Origin of the sequence: Gymnodinialimonas sp. 202GB13-11 (assembly GCF_040932485.1) — a bacterium.
GTDB classification, from domain to species: Bacteria; Pseudomonadota; Alphaproteobacteria; order Rhodobacterales; family Rhodobacteraceae; genus Gymnodinialimonas; species Gymnodinialimonas hymeniacidonis.
On sequence record NZ_JBFRBH010000001.1, the window covers coordinates 2134508 to 2153960 of the forward strand.

Here is a 19453-nt window from a genome sequence, read left to right on the forward strand (position 1 = left end):
TCAGCAGAGGGCCGCGACCTGTGGCTTCAATACCACCGGCGCGCGGTCCAGACTCTGTTTACAGGCAGCTTTCCAGCACGCCGCTGACGCCGCCTGCAGGCACGCAGATCACCCCGCCCCACTGGAAGGCGATCTGGCCGTCGGCCAGCTCAATCTCCCACCAATCATAGCCATTGAAGGGAATGCCGCTGTTGGCAAGGAGCGTGATAGCCGTACCTTCTTCCAGTCCGCCAATATCCGGAAACGCCGTGCCGGGGCCGGAGCGTAGATTGCCGCCAAGCGAAATCGCGGCAATATCTGCCGCCCCGCTGGCATCCGCCGTTGCTTCGCCTACGCCGGTTTCAGCATCCACTGAGGGGCACAATTCTCCATCTTCGATCACACCGGACACGCCGCCACCAGGCACGCAGATTACGCCGCCCCATTGAAAGGCCTGCTCACCGCTTGGCAGGATGATCTCCCACCAGGAGTAGCCATTGAAGGTGACGCCGGTATCGGCTTGCAGGATGATCTCCGTGCCCTCGTCCAATCCACCGACATCGGCAAATTCTGTGCCCGGCCCGGCGCGCAAATTGCCGCCGAGGGATATGGCAGGGATGTTCGCGCCGCCTGCGGCATCGGGCGTGGCCTCACCCGCTCCGTCATCGATCGGGACCTCAACGATCTCAGTCTCTTCAACGGTTTCAACGGGTTGCTCGACTGGGGCTGACGTGGCCTCGGCCCCTTCCAGCGTGCAGTGAACCGAGACATCACCGGATGTCAGATCCGCGATGTCCCCAGTGCCCCGAAGCAACAGATCGCCGCCCGCATATGTGATGCCGTCGCCGCCCCTTTGCGACCGCATGGTAACGGGATCGCCCCCGCCAGACGGGTTGTCTGCCCCGGCGATGAACTCGGCCACTGCAGCGTCCGTGCCTTCGATCAAGGTGATGCGCACGTCCACATCACCGAAGCCGGGACACAGGTAAGCCTGCGCCTGCGCGGCCCCGGAAACGAGGAGAAATACCCCCGTGCTAAGGGTCAATCGGGTAATCATTGTGGTGTTGTCCTCTCAAATTGAGCACGCACACCCTGCCGTGGTTTGGCGGCAGACCCAAGGGTGGATTTGGCCGCTTGGCTTAGAAGCGCCCAATCCGCCGGGCCATGCGCAAAGCGCCTTTGGCGTTGCGTGCTGTCGCTTGCCCGCGTGCGCGATCTTCTGGGGAGTTTTCGCCACCGCGCCGGGTCGCGGCATTAATGCCGGCATCGACGCCACGGTTCACAACGCGCCCGATCACGCGGCGGATAATCATATTCAGGATGCGGTCCATGGGGTGCCTTTTCCCAGTCAGAATGTGTGTCTGCGGGACTTATCGTTGCATTTGGGAATAAATGTGGCGACCGGCCATTATGGGGTGCTGGAACGCCTTACTCATCCTCGAAGATATCGTCTTCATCCAAGGCCGCATCCGGGTCGTCGTCGAACATATCATCAGTATCTGCATCCCGCTGCGGCTCTGACGTATCTTCGCCTTCGGCGTCTGGCGGTCGGCTTTCCAGAAGACCCGCATCGCGGAGTTCCTTGAGGCCCGGCAAATCGCGCGCATTCTCCAGCCCGAAATGGTCGAGGAATTCGGGCGTGACCACGTAAGTCACTGGGCGACCCGGCGTCATGCGGCGACGGCCGAACTTGATCCACTCCAGCTCGATCAACTGATCGACTGTGCCCCGGCTGACGGAAACGCCGCGGATTTCTTCGATTTCGGCGCGGGTGACAGGCTGGTGATAGGCAACGATGGCGAGCGTTTCGATGGCAGCACGGCTGAGTTTGCGCTGCTCTACCTGCTCACGCGCCATGAGGAAGCCCAGATCGGCGGCAGTGCGGAAGGCATAGGCATCACCCACCTTGGCGACGTGCACACCCCTGCCCTCGTACCGCTTGCGCAGCAGCACCAACGCCTCCGCCGGGTCGGAGCCGTGGGGCATCCGCGCCTCCATCTCCGACAGGCTGACTGGCTCGGCAGAGGCGAAGAGAAGCGCTTCAAGCATCCGCTCCTGCTCCGCCAAAGGAGGGGCACGGAAAAGGCTTTCCTCGGTTTTCTCAGTCTGCTCGCTCATGTGTCTTTCCGGCGCAGTTGAATGGGCTCAAAGGTGTCGGATTGGCGGATCTCAACCTTTCCGGCCTTCGTCAACTCCAAAGCCGCAGCGAAATTGGCGGCGGTGGCGGAGCGGCGGGATTTGGGATCTTTCGTCCAGGTTTCCGGCAGGTAGCTCATCAGATCGGCCCATTCGCCCATATAGCCGACCATGCCGCGCAGGCGGTCGAGCGCCTCTTCCATCGTCAGGACCTTCTCACGGTCCATCACATAGGGGCGGAAATCGTCCTTGGTGCGGATGCGGGCATAGGCCTGCATGAGGTCCAAGAGGCCAGCGGTGTAGGTGATCTTGCGGTTCGTGGTCATGGCCTGTGGCGCACCGCGCACGAAACGGTCGCGGCCCAAACGGTCGCGCGCCATCAGCTTGGCTGCGCATTCGCGCATCGCGGCGAGGCGTTCGAGTTGGAATGCCAGATGGGCGGCGAGGTCTTCGCCGGACGGGCCTTCATCACCGGGTTCTGGCGGCAAAAGTAACTTCGACTTCAGGAAGGCGAGCCATGCGGCCATGACCAGGTAATCGGCGGCCAATTCGATGCGCAACTGACGCGCCTGTTCAATGAACGCGAGATATTGCTCGGTCAAAGCAAGGATGGAGATCTTGCGCAGATCGACCTTTTGAGTACGCGAGAGTGTCAGCAAAAGGTCCAGCGGGCCCTCGAACCCATCGACATCAACAATCAGCGCCTCGGCCTCACGCCGGGCGGTCACCTGATCCCAATCGTCGCTGTTTGCGGGTTGCCCGGCCTCAGACATAAACCTCTCCGCCCAGAAGGCTTGAGAGTTCCTCCTCGGCGGCTTGGATGTCAAGCGGTTGAGCCTCGGGTCGGCGGGCAATGACTGTGTCTGCGCGCGCCTGTGCGGCCCCGCTGAGTTGGCCGCAGTTTTCCAGCACCTCTTCCATCTCGGCCCGCTCACCATTGCAGTGCAGGATCATGTCGCATCCTGCGGCGCGGGCGGCAGCGGCGCGTTCCCCGATGGAGCCCGGAAGCGCGCCCATCGACAGGTCGTCGGTCATTAAAAGACCATCGAAATCAATGTCTTCGCGGATCACTTGCATGACCTTGCGCGACAGGGTGGCGGGCAGGTCGGGGTCAATCGCCTCGAACACAACATGGGCGGTCATGCCCATCATGATGTGATCCATCTGTTCAAACACGGCAAAGTCGGTTGCATCCAGCGCAGCTCGGTCAAGCGTCACGCGCGGTAAGTCATGGTGGCTGTCCACCGTCGCCGCGCCATGGCCGGGAATATGTTTAACGACCGGATGAATGCCGCCATCGGTCAGCCCCTCGGCCACGGCATGGGACAGGTCGGTGACCATTTCGGCATCGAAGGCGTATAGGCGGTTTTGCAGGAAGGGGTGCGTGCTGTCGCGGGCCACGTCGGCAGTGGGGCCGCATTGCACGTCGATGCCCACGGCACGCAACTCTTCCGCGATGAGGCGATAACGCAGGTAGAGCGCGCGGACGGGGTCCGAAGCCTTGGCCGCTGTCTCAAGCGGGGGGTGCCATTGCCGCCAATGGGGGGCACCCATGCGCTGCACCCGCCCGCCTTCCTGATCAATCAGAATGGGCGCATAGCGGCCAACGGAATCGCGCAATTCAGCTGTCAAAGCAGATAGCTGCGCGGGGTTGTTAATGTTCCGCGTGAAGAGGATGAAACCCCATGGCTGCGCCTCCGCGAAAAAGGATTTTTCATCGCGAGAGAGGGCCGTGCCTTCGCAGCCGAAGATCGTCGCGGCTTGTGTCACCGAACCGTAACCGGGATGCAGGCCGCGCCTTGCGCGACAAGCGCCGCGCAGAACCTGCGAGAGGCCGACAGATCGCCAAATCCATGGGCGCGGAGGCGGTAGAAGCTTTGCCCACCGGAGGAGGCCTGTTCGATCACCCGCGCCCGTCCAAGAAAGAAGTCAGGATAAGTCTGCGACAGCCGCTGCCATTCGGCGCGGGCCAGATCGGGCGTGTCAAACGCGCCAAGCTGGACAAGGCGGGTGCCTGTCTCAAGCTCCGAGGCTGCGATTTCGAATTCGTCCGCGCCGATAGGCTCATCCGCGGCAGGGGCGGCTTCGGCCTCCGGTGCGGCGGCGGCTGCTGCCGCAGCGACGACTGCGGCGGCTGCCGCTGCCTCTGCCCGGGCTTGAATGTCCGCAGGACGCGTGGCGGGCCGGGGCGACCGGCGCACACCAGGCACGGAGATCGGGATTGTGTCGGCACGGGCCACAAGTTCAGGCTCTTCCGCCGCGTTGGGCAGAGCGCTTTCTTCCTCGCCTTCAAGGGGCTGCGCCTCAGCCAGTAAGCGTTCGATCAGGGCCTCAGTGTCTTCAGCAGTGACGGGGGCCTCGGCCTCTGGCGAGACTTCGGCGACAACGGCAGGCGCGTCAACGGGTTCTTCAACGGGCGCAACCGCCGCTGCGGAGGCGCTTTCGAAGGCCTGCTCAAGCTCAGGCACATCGTCGAAGTCCATCGGCGCAGGTGCCAGGACCAATTGATCCGGAACCGGGGCGGCCTCTGCTCCTTCCGCCAGGCGGTTCACAGCCAAGCCCTGATTTTCGGCCACAGCACCGCCCGGATTTTCGGGGGCCACGCGCATCGGGCCTTCCATCGCCCGTATCACCGGAACGTCGGTCACATCGCGCATCAAAAGCTGCCAGGCCCAGATCGCCATGCCGACCACCAGACCGATAGACACCACCGCGCCGGCCCAGTTGATCAACTGCGTCACGCGGCTGACGTCAGCCGCCGCTTGCGCCTGATCCTGCGCATAATCATGGGAATAGTCGTAACCAGACTCGGGGGCGTATTCCCCGGAATATTGGATATCTGCCATGCCTGCCTCATTCGCCCGAGCCTTTTGGGCGGCCCGATGTCACTTGCTCGACCGGCGCGACGGGAGGTCTTGCGCCTCACATTTGTTCGACCGGTTTCACGCCCAAAATACCAAGGCCGTTTGAAATGACAATCGCCACGGCGGAAATCAGGCAAAGTTTCCCGGATGTTGCCGATGGATCATCCTCTTGGAAGAAGCGCAAATGCGGCTCGGCATTGCCTTTGTTCCACAGCGCGTGGAAGTCGGATGCGAGGTCGTAGAGGTAGAAGGCGATGCGGTGCGGCTCGTGCGTGGCGGCCGCAGCTTCGATCATGCGGGGGTATTCGGCGAGCTTTGCGGCGAGCGCGAGTTCCGCCGGATCAGCGATGGCCGACAGGTTCGCAGTGTCGGGTGTGATGCCAGCTTCCGCCGCCTTGCGCAGCACCGAATGGATGCGCGCATGGGCGTATTGGACGTACCAGACCGGGTTGTCCTTGGACTGCTCGCGCACCTTGTCGACGTCGAAATCCAGCGGCGCATCATTCTTGCGGGTAAGCATGTGGAAGCGGGTCACGTCGGCGCCTACCATCTCAACCACATCGCGCAGCGTTACGAACGTGCCCGCGCGTTTAGACATCTTCAGTTCCTCGTCACCGCGCCGCAGTTTGACCAGCTGCGTCAGTTTGATGTCGAGCGGCACCTTACCATCGCTGAGCGCTGAGACCGCAGCTTTCATGCGTTTGACGTAGCCGCCGTGATCGGCGCCGAATACGTCAATAAGCTCATCGAAGCCCCTGGAAACCTTATCAAAATGATAGGCGATGTCGGGGGCGAAATAGGTCCAGGCGCCATCGGATTTCATCACCGGGCGGTCCACGTCATCACCGTGGTCGGTCGACTTGAACAGCGTCTGTTCGCGCGGTTCCCAATCCTCAGGCTTCTTGCCTTTCGGCGGCTCAAGCACGCCTTCATAGATCAAACCCTTGTCGCGCAGATCGTTGATCGCATCCTCGATCCGACCCGTGCCATAGAGCGATTTTTCGGAGAAGAACTCATCCATCTCGACGCCAAGCATGGCCAGATCTTCGCGGATCAGGCCCATCATGCGTTCGGTGGCGAATTCGCGGATCTCGGCCAGCCAGTACTGCTCGCCCTTATCGACGAACTGATCGCCGACCTTGTCTTTCAGCGCTTGACCGACCTCGATCAGGTAGTCGCCGGGATAGGTGCCATCCTCGAATGCGACCTCCTGCCCGTGAGCCTCCAGGTAGCGCAGATAGACCGACCGCGCGAGGACATCGACCTGCGCGCCGCCGTCGTTGATGTAGTATTCGCGGGTCACGCCATAGCCCGCCGCATCCAGCAACGAGGCCAGTGCATCGCCAAAGACCGCGCCACGGGTGTGACCCACATGCAACGGCCCGGTGGGATTTGCGCTGACATATTCGACGTTTACGCGCCGTCCCTGCCCTTTGGTGGAGCGCCCGAAAGCGGCCGCACGGTCCACGACATCGGCTACGACCCCCTGCCAAACCGACGCCGCCAAACGCAGGTTGAGGAACCCCGGCCCCGCCACTTCAGCGCTGTCGATACGCGGATCATCGGCCAGCTTGGCGGCCAGCGCCTCGGCAATATCGCGGGGCTTCATCTGCGCGGGCTTGGCCAGCACCATCGCCGCGTTCGTCGCCATATCACCGTGGGCCGCATCGCGGGGCGGCTCGACCGTGATCGCGCGTGTTTCCAGCCCGGCGGGCAAGGTGCCCTCGGCAGAAAGCGTCTCAATGGCGGCGAGAACGGCCTCGCGGATCTGGTCGAACAGGGTCATAGCGGTGTCCTTTTTGGATACCGCGCGGTGTATCACCCTCGCCTGCCGCGTCAATCAGATCAGGGTGTGCAGCGGTTATAGTCAAGTACATTGCCATCGCGGATCAGCCGCAATACCTGACCGTCCTGCAATGGGATCAAGAACAGGTTCGATTGCCAGGTGTGTCCTTCCCCCTCGCAATTCGCGACATAAGAATACCCGTCCGTGCCGTCGACCGGCACGGGGTTGGAAAGGGTGCAAACGGACTCGTAACCGTACAGCACATTGTTCTCCAATCGGACGATCTGCTCTTCAGGGTGCGTGGTGCAGGCGCCGATCTGGTAGCGGCCATTGGCCACCTGGGCGGAAGCGCTGGCCGCGGCGGCAACCAGCAACACGGCAGAAATGCCGAAGGATTTCAGGGTCATGGATTCAATTCCTTGCATTAAATCAAGATGCGCGGAGCTTGAAAATCAGGGTTCGCACCGCGCGTAGGTATAGGCGTTATTGTTGATCACCACGACCAGCCCATCAATGGAGGCTTCCCCCACCAACAGCCGCGCGTCGAATTCATTGCCCTCGGACGTGCAGGCCCCGTCATAAAGGAAAATCTGGTCCATATCGCGGACGTTGATCGGGTTGGATAAATCGCAGCACTGCTCGACCAGACACAGTGTCGGAAAAGCCAGAGAGGCCGTGCGTTCACTGCCGGGCGTGAAGCCCTCGGTTGGACAGCTAAAACCTTGATAGAATTGGCCATCTTGCGGGAAGGCCTGAGCAATAGAGTGGGATGCAAAAAGGGCCGCCGCCGAAGCGGCGAAGCGGAGGGTGATGGACATTCTTCGGCTCCGGTAATGTGAGCTATAGGGGCCTTTTCAGTGTGCCGTGATCCGCTTCACCGATCAACTGTTTACCCAAACCGAACAATCCGGTCGCTTTGGATCCACTGGTTCCGGGAGCGCGACGCCGTCGGCACACAAATGCGCCCTGCCCTCACCGTTCGGAAATGAACCGATCATGGCATTGCAATGCAAACCTGTCCGTCATGCCCGAGATGTAATCGGACACGATCCGCGCCAATTCCGTCTCATCCCCGGCGATTCCTTCCACGTCCTTGCGCCACTGTTTGGGCAGTTCCGCCGGATTGGCCATAAAGAAGGGGAATAGGTCTTCGACCACCTGCGTCACTTCACGCCTCATCACCACCACAGACGGCGCGCGGTACATTCGTTTGAATAAAAATGTACGGATGACTTTGAGGTCGTCGAACAAGCCTTTGGAAAAACGGATAATCGGGCGGCCCGCCATCCGGATATCCACAGGCGACTGTGGATTGATCTCGTCCAGAGCGGCACGCGCGCAGGCCAGAACATCCTCAACCAAAACACCAAAGAAGCGCCGCAGCGCCTCATGCCGGCGGCGGTAATAGTTGAGGCCGGGATAGCGTCTATCAACCGCCGCGAAGCAGTCGCGCAAGATGGGCAATTCGGCCAGTTCGTCGGTCGAAAACAGCTCAGCCCGCAGACCATCGTGGAGGTCGTGGTGGTTGTAGGCGATGTCGTCGGCCAGCGCGGCCACCTGCGCCTCTGCACTGGCATGGGTAGAGAGCTCAAGGTCCACATCCGCGCAACAAGCGTTGAGCGCCCAGGGCAGCGGAGGCTCGACCGGACCATTGTGTTTGGCGATGCCTTCCAACGTTTCCCATGTCAGGTTCAGCCCGTCGAATTCCGCGTAATGCCGCTCTAGCTGCGTGACGATGCGCAGCGCCTGCGCGTTGTGGTCGAACCCGCCATGGGGCGCCATCAGCGCCTGCAACGCATCTTCGCCGGTGTGGCCAAAGGGCGGATGGCCAAGGTCGTGGGCGAGCGCCACGGTTTCGGTCAGATCTTCATCCAGGCCCAGCGCGCGCGCCATGGTGCGGGCGACCTGCGCCACTTCTAGTGAATGGGTCAGGCGGGTGCGGAAATAATCGCCCTCATGCTCCACAAACACTTGCGTCTTGTGCTTGAGGCGACGAAAGGCCGAGGAATGGATGATGCGGTCGCGGTCACGCTGGAAAGGCGAGCGATGTGCGCTCTCCTCCTCGGCAACCAAGCGCCCGCGTGTATCCATCGGGTCGCACGCGAATGGTGCTCGCATATTCACGCCTCCTGATCGGGGCCGTCTTGTCCCTGCCCCTGCCCCCTCATATATTCAGGCTACGCTGAATGCGACAGGTGATCTGATATGCTGAACGTGCCCCCCAAAGTGACCGACCGCGCCTTTGCGCGACTGGCCGAGATCAACGATGCGGCCGAGGCGCCTCAGGCCCTGCGCGTGGCGGTGGAAGGCGGCGGATGTTCGGGCTTTCAGTATGAGATCAAGCTGGACGCGCCGGGTGAGGATGATCTGGTGCTGGAAGGTCAGGGTCAGAAGGTTGTGGTGGACTCTGTGTCGCTGCCGTTTCTGGCCGATGCCGTGATCGACTTCACCGAAGAACTGATCGGCGCGCGGTTCACCATAGAGAACCCGAATGCGACTTCGTCGTGTGGGTGTGGCACGTCTTTCTCGATGTAACGTCGGGTTTTGCTGGCGATGTGATCCACGGATGCTACCCTTCTTGGCAAGCCAACGGAGGGTGCGATGGATCTGAATTTTTCCCCTGAAGAACAGGCGTTTCAAGCCGAGGTGCAGGCCTTTCTGGCCGAGGCCCTGCCCGCTGAGATTGCAGATCGCGTGGGCCGCGGCGAGGAACCTACCCGCGATGATATGGAGCGTTGGCACGCCATCCTGAACGAAAAGGGCTGGCTCGCCGGGACATGGCCTGCGGAGTTCGGTGGCCAAGGCTGGGGTCCGATCGAATTGCACATCTTTGAGGAGGAATGCGCCAAGGCGTCTGCCCCGCGCATCGTGCCGTTTGGCACCAAGATGCTGGGGCCGGTTTTGCAGAAGTTCGGCACGCCCGAACAGCAAGCCGAATACCTGCCACGCATTCTGGATGGCCGCGATTGGTGGTGTCAGGGCTATTCTGAGCCGGGCGCGGGCTCGGACCTGGCGTCTTTGAAGACCAAGGCCGAACGGGACGGCGATGTTTATGTCGTGAACGGTCAGAAGACGTGGACGACATTGGGCCAATACGCCAACCGCATTTTCTGCCTTGTGCGCACCAAGTTTGAGGGCAAGCCGCAGGAGGGGATTTCGTTCCTGCTGATTGATCTGGATACGCCGGGGATTGAGATGCGCCCGATCCGGTTGATCGAGGGCGGGTACGAGGTGAATGAGGTCTTCTTCACTGATGTGCGGGTACCGGTCGAAAACCTTGTTGGCGAAGAGAACATGGGTTGGACGATTGCCAAGTATCTCTTGGGGCATGAACGCACGAACATCGCAGGCACGGGCTTTTCCGTACAGGCTTTGGCGCAGGTCAAGGCATTGGCGCGGCAGGTGAAGCGGCGCGGTAAGGCATTGATTGAGAACCCGCTTTTTGCCGCACGGCTGGCGAGCGTCGAAGCGGAGTTGGAGGCGGTGAAGATCACCAATTTGCGGATGCTGTCGAAGGCGGCGGCGGGCGGGCAGTTGGGGGCGGAGCCGTCGATGCTGAAGATCAAGGGCACGGTCATCCGGCAGGAATTGAACGACCTCGCACGTCGCGCCCTTGGCCCGGCAGCGGCGCCCTTCCCCTCTGAGGATCTGGATAACCTCGCCATTGCGCCGAAGGGCCATGCCCAAAATGCTGCGGGCTATTTCAACAATCGCAAGATTTCGATCTACGGCGGGTCGAACGAGATCCAGCGCAATATTCTAGCCAAGGGGATGATGCGCGGATGAATTTCGAGATGAGCGATGACCGCCGGATGCTGGCGGATATGTTGGCGCGGTTTCTGGCCGATGCCTGCCCTGTGGAGGCCCGCGTGGACGTGGCCTATGCCGCGCCATGGCATTCAGAAGCGGCTTGGACTGGGTTGGCGGAGCTCGGGGCCTTCTACGCACTGGCCTCTGAAGAGGCTGGCGGAATGGGCGGCACCGGCTTTGATATTTCCGTTGTGTTTGAGGCGCTTGGGCGCGCGCTGTGTCCCGAACCGGTGCTTCCGACGCTCCTCGGCTTACGCCTCCTCGCAGCGGCGGGAAGGCATGTGGACGATGTGTTGGCGGGCCAGCGTGTGGCCGTGGGGATCGGCGAGGTGGACGCGCCCTATGATCTGGACGGGATCGAAACGCGGGCCGAGGATGGCCGTCTGACCGGGCGGAAATCGGTGGTCTATGGCGGTGCAGGGGCGGAGCGGTTCCTGATCGCCGCGCAAAACTCAGGCAAGTTGGCTCTGTTCGAGGTGAAGGCAAAGGACGCGCAGGTCTCAGGCTATGGCATGATCGACGGCGGCCCTGCGGCAGAGGTGTTTCTGGACGGCGCGCCGGGGGAGCTGGTGCTGGCCGACGCGCAGGACGCGTTGGAAGATGCGCTAGACGCAGGCGCCCTGGCTTTGTGTGCCGAGGCCTTGGGCGCGATGGAAGTCGTGCAAGGCATATTGATCGACTACCTGAAAACGCGGAAGCAATTCGGGCAGCTGATCGGCGCGTTCCAAGCCTTGCAGCACCGGGCCATTGATCTTGGGATAGAGATTGAACAGGCCCGCTCGATTGTGATCCTCGCCGCTTCCGCCGAGGGCGCGCCGGAATTCGGCAAACGCGTGGCGCAGGCGAAGTTTCTGGTGGGCAAGATCGCGCGGCTGGTTTCCGAAGAGGCGATCCAGATGCATGGCGGGATCGGGATCACCTGGGAGTATCCGTTGGCGCACTATGCCAAACGGCTGGTGATGATCGATGCGCAGCTTGGGGATACCGATTGGCATCTGGAACGGCTGATGGGCGCGCTTTCTGCTGAGTGAGGGACGCCTCCGGCGGGCATTTTCGGGTAACAAAGATGGGTCGGTTGCGCCCTACCCGCTGGCGCCGAGCCGCGCGGTGACGCTGTCGGGGGTGACAGTGCCGATAACCTCTCCGTCCTGTTCCACGGAAAGCGGAGATGGGGTTTCGGCGAAACGTGTGAGGATATCTTTGACGGGCGTTTCCGCCGGGATACGCGGGTGATCTGTGGGAATATCCTGCATCACGTCGCGCGCGGTCAGGACGCCCAGTGGGTTCATATTGGCGACAAATTCGGCGACGTACGGTGTGCTGGGTTCTGAGAAAATCTGGCGCGGGGTGCCGATTTGCACGATGCGCCCGCCTTCCATGATGGCGATGCGGTTGCCGATCTTGAAGGCCTCGTCGAGGTCGTGGCTGACGAAGATGATCGTGCGCTTGAGGTCGCGTTGCAAGTCGAGAAGTTCGTCCTGAAGCTTGGTGCGGATGAGCGGGTCGAGGGCGGAGAACGGCTCATCCATCAGCAGGATCGGGGCTTGCGTGACAAAGGCGCGGGCGAGGCCCACGCGTTGCTGCATACCGCCCGAAAGTTCTCCCACCTTGCGGTCCGCCCAGTCGCTGAGGCCCACGAGGGCCAATTGTTCATCAACCTTGGCGGTGCGTTCCGCCGCGCCCTGCCCGGCCAGTTCCAGGCCGAGGCCCACATTCTCGCGCACGGTGCGCCACGGCAGAAGGCCGAATTGCTGGAACACCATCGAGACGCAATTCTGGCGCAGGTAGCGCAGGTCCTGGGTCGAGGTGCCGGGCAGCGTGCAGTTCCAATCGCCGTCATGAACATGGACCCTGCCCCGCGCGACGGGGTTTAAGCCGTTCACGGAACGCAGCAGCGTGGATTTTCCGGAGCCTGACAGGCCCATGAGGACGAGGATTTCGCCCGCCTCTACGTCCAGCGAGCAATCATGCACGCCCAGAACATGGCCGGTTTCGCGCTGTATCTCAGAACGGTCCTTGCCGTCATCGGCCAGTTTCAGAGCGGGCGCGGGGCGCGGGCCGAACATGATGCAGACATCTTCGAAAGAGACGGCGGTGCTCATGTGTTGGCCTCGTAACGCAGGATGCCGGCCACACCATCAGGCGCGCCGCCATCGTTGGGGTGGTTCTGGCCGTCGTGGACGATGATCTCGGACAGTTCGAACGGCGTGTGGCCGTCGAGGCAGGCCATGTTGACCCCGTATTCATTGGGGTTCGAGCGGCGGCGGTGGTGAGTGTAGATGCCACAGGTTTTGCAGAAATAATGCTCCGCCGCGCGGGTGTTGAATTGGTAGAGGGTCAGGTTGTCGGCGCCTTCGATGATTGTGAGGCCGTCGAGCGGGGTGGAGACGGCCACCGCCCCTCGCATGGTGCAGAAGCTGCAATCGCAGCGGCGGGCGGAGGCGAGGCCGTCTGGGATTTCGACGGTGAATTTGACGGTGCCGCAGTGGCAGCTTGCTTGGTGGATCATGTTTTCACCCTGAGGGCTCGGTCGAGGACGATGGCGACGACCACGATGATGAAGCCCGACTCAAACCCGAGGCCGGTGTTGACCTGATTGAGCGCGCGCACGACCGGGACGCCGAGACCGTCGGCGCCGACAAGGGCTGCGATCACGACCATGGAGAGCGACAGCATGATGGTCTGGTTCAGGCCGGTCATGATTTGCGGGAGGGCGTAGGGAAGCTCCACTTTCCACAGTTTCTGGCTGCCGGTGGCACCAAACGCGTCTGCGGCCTCCAGCAGGCTAGTGGGGGTGGAGGAGATGCCCAGATGCGTCAGACGGATGGGGGCGGGTAGCACGAAGATCACCGTGGCGATGAGGCCGGGGACCATGCCGATGCCGAAGAAGACGATGGCGGGGATGAGGTAGACGAAGGTGGGCAGCGTTTGCATCAGGTCGAGGACGGGGCGCATCCAGGCGTATAGGCGGGGGCGGTGGGCGGCAGCGATGCCGATGGGGACGCCGAGGCCCATGCAGACGACGCAGGCCGAGAGGACAAGGGTGAGGCTTTCGGTGGTTTCCTCGTAGTAGTCCTGGTTGACGATGAAGAGGAAGCCGAGGGCGACGAGGGTGGGGACTTTCCAGCCGCGATGGAAGTACCAAGCGAGCGCGGTGAAGATCGCGATGATCAGGAAAGGGTGCCATTCGGGCGGGTAGAGGAAGGAGGCGTCGCGCAGGCGGATGTCCTGGAACCAGCTGGTGTTGGGGGGCTGTTGGAGGATGGCGAGGATGACCTCGATCATCGCCTCAAGCCCGATAGAGATGAGGTCGAAGAAGCCGGAGAGGTTGGCCTGAAGGCTGTCGAAGACGGCCTCGGCGGCGTCACCGATGCGGAGCTTGCATTCGGTGAGGAAGGTGATGGGGCCCGTGACGTCGGGGTCATTGGGGAAGGTGCACTCGGCGATGCCGTCATCGGCCCACCAGGCGCGCAGATCGCTCCACCAGCTCATGTTGGTCGTCCCTTCGGTCGTTTGAGGGGATCATGGCGCGGGTGGGTCGGGATGGGAAGGGGGTGCGGTGCGCGGGCGGGTTTGTGCAAGGTTGCACAAGGGGGTTAAGGTATTGTTTTTGTTAGGAAATGGGGATTTTGTTAAGGGTTTGTTAAGGGGTTGGGGTTGGCTTTGCGGTTTCTCTTATCCAATGGGTGGAAGCAAACGACTTAACGCAAGTGCTCGCTATAGACCTCTGAGGCGGATAAGGCGCTTGATCCTCGCTTGCCGCTACTCCGCAAAACGGCTTGAAGACGGAATGCGCTAGACGGCGGTAAGTGTTTGCATTGAAGGCGCATTTGCATCCAAAATGATGCGTCTGCTCGAACAAAGCGTACTAGTCAGGGGTATTTATGCGACATCAGGACTACCCAGCACTCTTCTTGGATGCGGACAACGCTTCTAATCAATTCCAGCGGAATTTCCTGCTTCTCGTATTCGGGGAATACTTGGCGCTGTTTTTGGCCGCTGTTTTTTCTATGAACTTTCTTGATGGCGTAGTTTACCACATCCTTTTTGCCGGTGTATTCTTCGTTGGACTCATCGTATTGATCTCACGGGCGCTGAGTAAACCTGACCAATGGTGGTATCGCTGCCGCGCGCTCGCCGAAAGTGTCAAGACACTTACGTGGCGTTACATGATGCATGCTGCGCCTTTTGATGGGTCAGATCCGGAAGCAAAGAGGGAATTTCGCGAACAGCTTAACACTATTCTTCGCGAAAACCTGGAGACTGCGAAAAGGATAACTGATGATTGGTCTGGAAGCGATCAAATCACCGCTACTATGGATGCTGTCCGGTCGAAGTGCCTTGAAGAAAGGGCCAGTTACTACATGGAGCATCGCATAAGCGAGCAACGAGACTGGTATCGCAAAAAGGCAGGCTCTAATCGAGTAGCGGCGCGTCGCTGGGTTTTCCTCAGCGGCGTATGCTATGTCGCGGCAGGATCGGCGGTTCTGAGTCGGATTGCGCATCCTGATTTTACAAGTTGGCCCATCGAGCCTCTTATCGTCGTTGCCGCGTCGATAGTTGGATGGGTGCAAATCAAAAAATACAACGAGTTATCGGCAGCCTACACAGTGACGGCGCACGAGATTGGATTGATACCTACAACGATAGACACTCCAGACACCGACGACCTAATCTCAGAATTTGTAAACGATGCTGAGCAAGCTTTCTCGAGAGAGCATACCCTATGGCTTGCTAGGCAATCTGACTAGAGGAACTCACGATGGCAGGAGCAGCTTACGTAGTGTTTGACGGCGACAATGACGGTTGGGCTTACCACTACATGAACGGTTGGAAGTCGAACCGGAACATAAACTTCTCATACCAAAATGCTCATGATTTGGATGCTATGACGAGCCGTGCTCAAGACGAGCAGTACGTCAAATCCAAGTTGCGAGCGAGGATGATACAATCCTCAGCTGTTGTTGTTCTAATTGGCGAAAAAACCAAGAACCTTTATAAATACGTCCGATGGGAGTTGGAACTAGCACTTGAGCTTAGACTTCCGATAATTGCCGCCAACATCAACAAGAGAAATAGGCAGGATGACGCGCGGTGCCCAGCGATTATTCGCGACAAGGGATGTGTGGTACATATTCCTTACACTCTCGAAGCTTTGAAGCACTCAATGGCGAATTGGCCCGATGAGTATAGACGACTAAGCGCAACCGAAATAAGAGGTGGGGCCAGACACTATCCGCATTTCGACTAACGAGCAGCATTCGCCGCTTTTATATTTAACAGACTAGAATGCTTTCACGATAGTACGGCACCGCCTTTTCGATACATGTGGTCAACCTGTGAAGTGATAGTGGGTTGTATGTTTTCCATTCGTTGCAAAGCGGTCTCCCTTGGCCGCTAGCGATCCATTCTCGTTTGGCACCCCAGACCGGTGTGCGCCGTAAGGCGCAGGTCCATCGTCGGGCCGCCCCCCGGCACGGCGGCTTGGTTGGGCTTGGTACTCCGCTCATAGGGCGCGATAGCTTGGCTACCATAAAGTGCCAAAGCACGACCGTTGGATCGCCGTACCGCGGCCCGGTGATGGACCTGCTTGCGGTGGGGTGATGGTGGGTTTCATTCACCCTACGGGGTTGGCGCGTGGGTCGTGGGTGAGTGGATGGCGGGACAAGTCCCGCCCTACGGGTGGTAGGTTTGGAACAAAAGAAGGGCCCCGCCCTCACCGGGCGGGGCCTCCCCTACTCTCTCCGCTTAAGCCTTACAGCCCCAGCGCTTCGCCAACAGCCGCTGCCGCGTCGCCGCCGTCAATCGTCGTCACGCCGTCCAGCCAGGCCATAACGGCGTCGGAGTTCGCGGCCATCCAGGCAGTGGCCGCGTCGCCGGGCTCTTCTCCGTCATTGAGGATCGCGCCCATGATCTCGTTTTCCATGGCCAGCGTGAATTCGAGGTTGGTCAGCAGCGCGCCGACGTTCGGGCAGGCCTCGACATAACCGGCAGAGGTGTTGGTGTAGACGGTGGCGCCGCCGAGGTTGGGGCCGAACCAATCGTCGCCGCCTTCGAGATAGGTCAGCTCGAAATTCGCGTTCATCGGGTGGGGTTCCCAGCCGAGGAAGACGACGGGCTCATCGCGGTCGGTGGCGCGGGCGACCTGGGCGAGCATGCCTTGCTCGGAGGACTCGACGACCTCGAACTCCGACAGGCCGAAGGCGTCGGCTTCGATCATGTCCATGATCAGGCGGTTGCCGTCGTTGCCGGGCTCGATGCCGTAGATCTCACCATCCAGATCGTCGATGGCGGCAGCGATGGAGGCGAAATCGGTGATGCCGAGGGCGGCGCCTGCGGCGTTGGTGGCGAGCGTGTATTTCGCGCCTTCAAGGTTGGCGCGAACGGTGTCGACGGTGCCGGCTTCGCGGTAGGGGGCGATGTCAGCCTCCATCGTGGGCATCCAGTTGCCGAGGAAGACGTCAACGTCACCTTCGGCCAGCGAGGTGTAGGTGACGGGGACCGACAGGACGAGGATCTCGGTCTCATACCCCAGCGCTTCGAGCACAACGGTGGTGGCCGCGGTTGTCGCGGTGATGTCGGTCCAGCCCACGTCGGAGAAGGTGACGGTGCCGCATTCGGCGTGGCCGTCGGCCATGGCGGCGCCTGCGGACACGGCGAGGGCCAGCGTGCTGACGGCGGTTTTCTTGAGAAGTGACATGTTCGTCTCCCGGTTGTGGTCGTTTTGTTGATTGACCAGTCAATTAAAAACGTATTTCTGGGGCAAGGCAACGAAAGGATCGGTGATGCCCCGCACAGGTATGATGGCAATACGTAAGGACGCGCTTGTCAACGCGACGATCGCAGAGATCGGGCGCGCGGGGCATCTGGACGTGACGATGGGCCAGATAGCAAAGGCTGCGGGCGTGTCTTCAGCGCTGGCGCATCATTACTTCGGGTCGAAGGATGAGCTGCTTTTGGCGGCGATGCGGGCGATTTTGGCGGAGTTCGGGGCGGAGGCGCGGGCGCGGCTGGCGCGGGCTGATTCTCCGTACGGGCGATTGAGGGCGATTGCGGAGGCGAGTTTTGAGGGGCGGAATTTCCGGGCGGAGGTGATTTCGGCCTGGCTGACGTTCTACGTGATGGCGCAGCGGGATGCGGAGGCGGCGCGGTTGTTGCGGGTCTATCAGCGGCGGCTGGTGGCGAATTTGGTGCACGCGTTGCGGCCCCTATGCGCGCGGCCCGAGGCGGTTGCGGCGACGGCGGCGGCGTTGATCGACGGGCTTTATATTCGCCATGCGCTGGCGGAGTTGGGGCCGCCGGATGGGGATGCGGCGGTGGCGCGGGTGATGGAGTATCTCGACGGGGTGTTGGCATGAGCAAGCCGAACATCCTGATCCTGATGGTGGACCAGCTGAACGGGACGCTGTTCCCCGACGGCCCGGCGGAGTGGCTGCATGCGCCGAACCTGAAGGCGCTGGCCGAGCGGTCGACGCGGTTTGCGAATTCCTACACCGCCTCGCCCCTGTGCGCGCCTGCGCGGGCGAGTTTCATGTCGGGGCTGCTGCCCTCGCGCTCGGGCGTCTACGACAATGCGGCGGAGTTTCCGTCGTCCGTGCCGACCTATGCGCATCATTTGCGTCGCGCGGGGTATTACACGGCGCTGTCGGGAAAGATGCATTTCGTGGGGCCGGATCAGCTGCATGGGTTTGAGGAGCGTCTGACGACGGACATCTATCCGGCTGATTTCGGCTGGACGCCGGATTATCGCAAACCCGGTGAGCGGATCGACTGGTGGTATCACAACATGGGCTCGGTGACGGGTTCGGGCGTGGCCGAGATCACCAACCAGATGGAATACGACGACGCCGTCGCGTTTGAGGCGGAGCAGAAGCTTTATGACCTGTCGCGCCGGCATGATGACCGGCGCTGGTGCCTGACAGTCAGCTTCACGCATCCGCACGACCCTTACGTGGCGCGCAAGCGGTTCTGGGACATGTACGAGGATTGCGAGCATCTGATGCCGGAGGTGGGCGCCCTGCCCTACGAGGATCAGGACCCGCATTCGCAGCGCATTTTGGATGCCAATGACCGGTCGAACTTCGACATCTCGGACGAGGATATCCGGCGATCGCGGAGGGCGTATTTCGCCAATATCTCTTACCTCGACGAGAAGATCGGCGGCGTGCTGGACGTGCTGGAGCGGACCCGGCAGGAGGCCATCGTGATCTTCGTTTCAGATCACGGCGATATGCTGGGTGAGCGCGGGTTGTGGTTCAAGATGACCTTCTTTGAAGGCTCGGCCCGGGTGCCGATGATGATCGCCGCACCGGGGATGGACGCGGGGCTGGTGGAGGCTCCGGTGTCGACCATCGACCTGTGCCCGACGCTGTGTGATCTGGCCGGTGTGGATATGGGCGAGGTGATGCCGTGGACGGAGGGCGAGAGCCTTGTGCCACTGGGCAGAGGGGCCGTGCGCGTATCGCCGGTGGCGATGGAATATGCGGCGGAGGCGTCTTACTCGCCGCTGGTCGGGCTGCGCGAAGGCAAGTGGAAATACACCAATTGCGCGCTGGACCCGGAGCAATTGTTCGACATGGGGGCCGACCCGCAGGAGTTGGTAAATCTGGCGGAAGATCCGGCCCATGCGGACACGCTGGAACGGTTCCGCGTAAAGGCGGCAGCGCGGTGGGATCTGGAACGCTTCGACGCGGATGTGCGGCAGAGCCAGGCGTGCCGGTGGGTCGTTTATGAATCGTTGCGCAATGGCGCGTATTACCCGTGGGATTTCCAGCCCCTGCGCGATGCCTCCAACCGCTACATGCGCAACCACATGGATTTGAATGTTGTCGAGGAAAATCAACGGTTTCCTCGGGGTGAATAAGCCTTCGGGCAGGAT

At 61.2% G+C, this 19453-nt stretch carries 21 protein-coding genes; 7 read left to right on the forward strand and 14 right to left on the reverse strand.

Annotated elements, in window-relative coordinates:
- Positions 1-58 precede the first annotated feature (58 nt).
- The 10 genes from V8J81_RS10650 to V8J81_RS10695 form a co-directional block, all read right to left on the reverse strand.
- On the reverse strand, positions 59-1036 hold the full coding sequence (locus tag V8J81_RS10650) for an SH3 domain-containing protein (RefSeq protein WP_368475727.1): 978 nt from the start codon (positions 1034-1036) through the stop codon (positions 59-61).
- 82 nt (positions 1037-1118) lie between these two features.
- Positions 1119-1310 carry a hypothetical protein gene (locus V8J81_RS10655; protein ID WP_368475728.1) on the reverse strand — a complete coding sequence of 64 codons (192 nt, stop codon included), beginning with the start codon at positions 1308-1310 and terminating at the stop codon, positions 1119-1121.
- Positions 1311-1407: 97 nt separating this feature from the next.
- Entirely contained in the window at positions 1408-2097 is a 690-nt protein-coding gene (scpB, locus tag V8J81_RS10660) for an SMC-Scp complex subunit ScpB (protein WP_368475729.1), read from the reverse strand.
- Complete coding sequence (locus tag V8J81_RS10665; RefSeq protein ID WP_368475730.1) at positions 2094-2888, reverse strand: segregation and condensation protein A; 795 nt, start codon at positions 2886-2888, stop codon at positions 2094-2096. Before V8J81_RS10665 ends, scpB begins: the two co-directional genes overlap by 4 nt.
- Positions 2881-3885: a glycoside hydrolase family 3 N-terminal domain-containing protein gene (locus V8J81_RS10670; RefSeq protein ID WP_368475731.1), complete on the reverse strand. Its 1005-nt coding sequence runs from the start codon at positions 3883-3885 to the stop codon at positions 2881-2883. Before V8J81_RS10670 ends, V8J81_RS10665 begins: the two co-directional genes overlap by 8 nt.
- Positions 3882-4961, reverse strand: a complete 1080-nt coding sequence (locus tag V8J81_RS10675) for an SPOR domain-containing protein (protein WP_368475732.1) — start codon at positions 4959-4961, stop codon at positions 3882-3884. Before V8J81_RS10675 ends, V8J81_RS10670 begins: the two co-directional genes overlap by 4 nt.
- Before the next feature lie 76 nt (positions 4962-5037).
- Positions 5038-6765 (reverse strand): arginine--tRNA ligase, encoded by a 1728-nt coding sequence (gene argS, locus V8J81_RS10680; RefSeq protein ID WP_368475733.1) that lies wholly within the window; start codon positions 6763-6765, stop codon positions 5038-5040.
- Between the two features lie 59 nt (positions 6766-6824).
- A complete protein-coding gene (locus V8J81_RS10685) occupies positions 6825-7172 on the reverse strand; it encodes a hypothetical protein (RefSeq protein WP_368475734.1) in 348 nt (115 codons plus the stop codon).
- A 45-nt stretch (positions 7173-7217) separates the two neighbouring features.
- Positions 7218-7583, reverse strand: coding sequence for a hypothetical protein (locus V8J81_RS10690; RefSeq protein ID WP_368475735.1), 366 nt, complete (start codon positions 7581-7583; stop codon positions 7218-7220).
- 154 nt (positions 7584-7737) lie between these two features.
- A complete protein-coding gene (locus V8J81_RS10695; protein ID WP_368475736.1) occupies positions 7738-8883 on the reverse strand; it encodes a deoxyguanosinetriphosphate triphosphohydrolase in 1146 nt (381 codons plus the stop codon).
- A gap of 90 nt (positions 8884-8973) precedes the next feature.
- Between V8J81_RS10695 and V8J81_RS10700 the strand changes: the two genes are divergently transcribed.
- From V8J81_RS10700 to V8J81_RS10710, 3 genes are all read left to right on the forward strand, one after another.
- Entirely contained in the window at positions 8974-9300 is a 327-nt protein-coding gene (locus V8J81_RS10700; protein ID WP_368477627.1) for a HesB/IscA family protein, read from the forward strand.
- Positions 9301-9366: 66 nt separating this feature from the next.
- Entirely contained in the window at positions 9367-10551 is a 1185-nt protein-coding gene (locus tag V8J81_RS10705) for an acyl-CoA dehydrogenase family protein (RefSeq protein ID WP_368475737.1), read from the forward strand.
- An 8-nt stretch (positions 10552-10559) separates the two neighbouring features.
- Positions 10560-11606 (forward strand): acyl-CoA dehydrogenase family protein, encoded by a 1047-nt coding sequence (locus V8J81_RS10710; protein ID WP_368475738.1) that lies wholly within the window; start codon positions 10560-10562, stop codon positions 11604-11606.
- 51 nt (positions 11607-11657) lie between these two features.
- Here V8J81_RS10710 and choV read toward each other — a convergent pair whose 3' ends face one another.
- Genes choV through choW form a run of 3 tightly spaced genes read right to left on the reverse strand, consistent with a single transcriptional unit; the run spans position 11658 to position 13977 of the window.
- Positions 11658-12677, reverse strand: coding sequence for a choline ABC transporter ATP-binding protein (choV, locus tag V8J81_RS10715; RefSeq protein ID WP_368475739.1), 1020 nt, complete (start codon positions 12675-12677; stop codon positions 11658-11660).
- Positions 12674-13084 carry a GFA family protein gene (locus tag V8J81_RS10720; RefSeq protein ID WP_368475740.1) on the reverse strand — a complete coding sequence of 137 codons (411 nt, stop codon included), beginning with the start codon at positions 13082-13084 and terminating at the stop codon, positions 12674-12676. The genes choV and V8J81_RS10720 overlap by 4 nt, the downstream gene beginning before the upstream one ends.
- Complete coding sequence (gene choW / locus V8J81_RS10725) at positions 13081-13977, reverse strand: choline ABC transporter permease subunit (protein WP_368477628.1); 897 nt, start codon at positions 13975-13977, stop codon at positions 13081-13083. The genes V8J81_RS10720 and choW overlap by 4 nt, the downstream gene beginning before the upstream one ends.
- Positions 13978-14459: 482 nt before the next feature.
- Between choW and V8J81_RS10730 the strand changes: the two genes are divergently transcribed.
- The gene (locus tag V8J81_RS10730) at positions 14460-15326 is read left to right on the forward strand and encodes a DUF4231 domain-containing protein (protein WP_368475741.1); all 867 of its coding nucleotides are present in this window, start codon (positions 14460-14462) and stop codon (positions 15324-15326) included.
- Between the two features lie 11 nt (positions 15327-15337).
- Positions 15338-15826 carry a TIR domain-containing protein gene (locus tag V8J81_RS10735; RefSeq protein ID WP_368475742.1) on the forward strand — a complete coding sequence of 163 codons (489 nt, stop codon included), beginning with the start codon at positions 15338-15340 and terminating at the stop codon, positions 15824-15826.
- A gap of 504 nt (positions 15827-16330) precedes the next feature.
- Here the strand turns inward: V8J81_RS10735 and choX are convergent.
- Positions 16331-17275, reverse strand: a complete 945-nt coding sequence (choX, locus tag V8J81_RS10740) for a choline ABC transporter substrate-binding protein (RefSeq protein WP_368475743.1) — start codon at positions 17273-17275, stop codon at positions 16331-16333.
- A gap of 85 nt (positions 17276-17360) precedes the next feature.
- Between choX and betI the strand changes: the two genes are divergently transcribed.
- Positions 17361-17933, forward strand: a complete 573-nt coding sequence (gene betI / locus V8J81_RS10745; protein WP_368475744.1) for a choline-binding transcriptional repressor BetI — start codon at positions 17361-17363, stop codon at positions 17931-17933.
- A complete protein-coding gene (betC, locus tag V8J81_RS10750) occupies positions 17930-19438 on the forward strand; it encodes a choline-sulfatase (protein WP_368475745.1) in 1509 nt (502 codons plus the stop codon). Before betI ends, betC begins: the two co-directional genes overlap by 4 nt.
- The last annotated feature ends 15 nt before the right edge of the window (positions 19439-19453 follow it).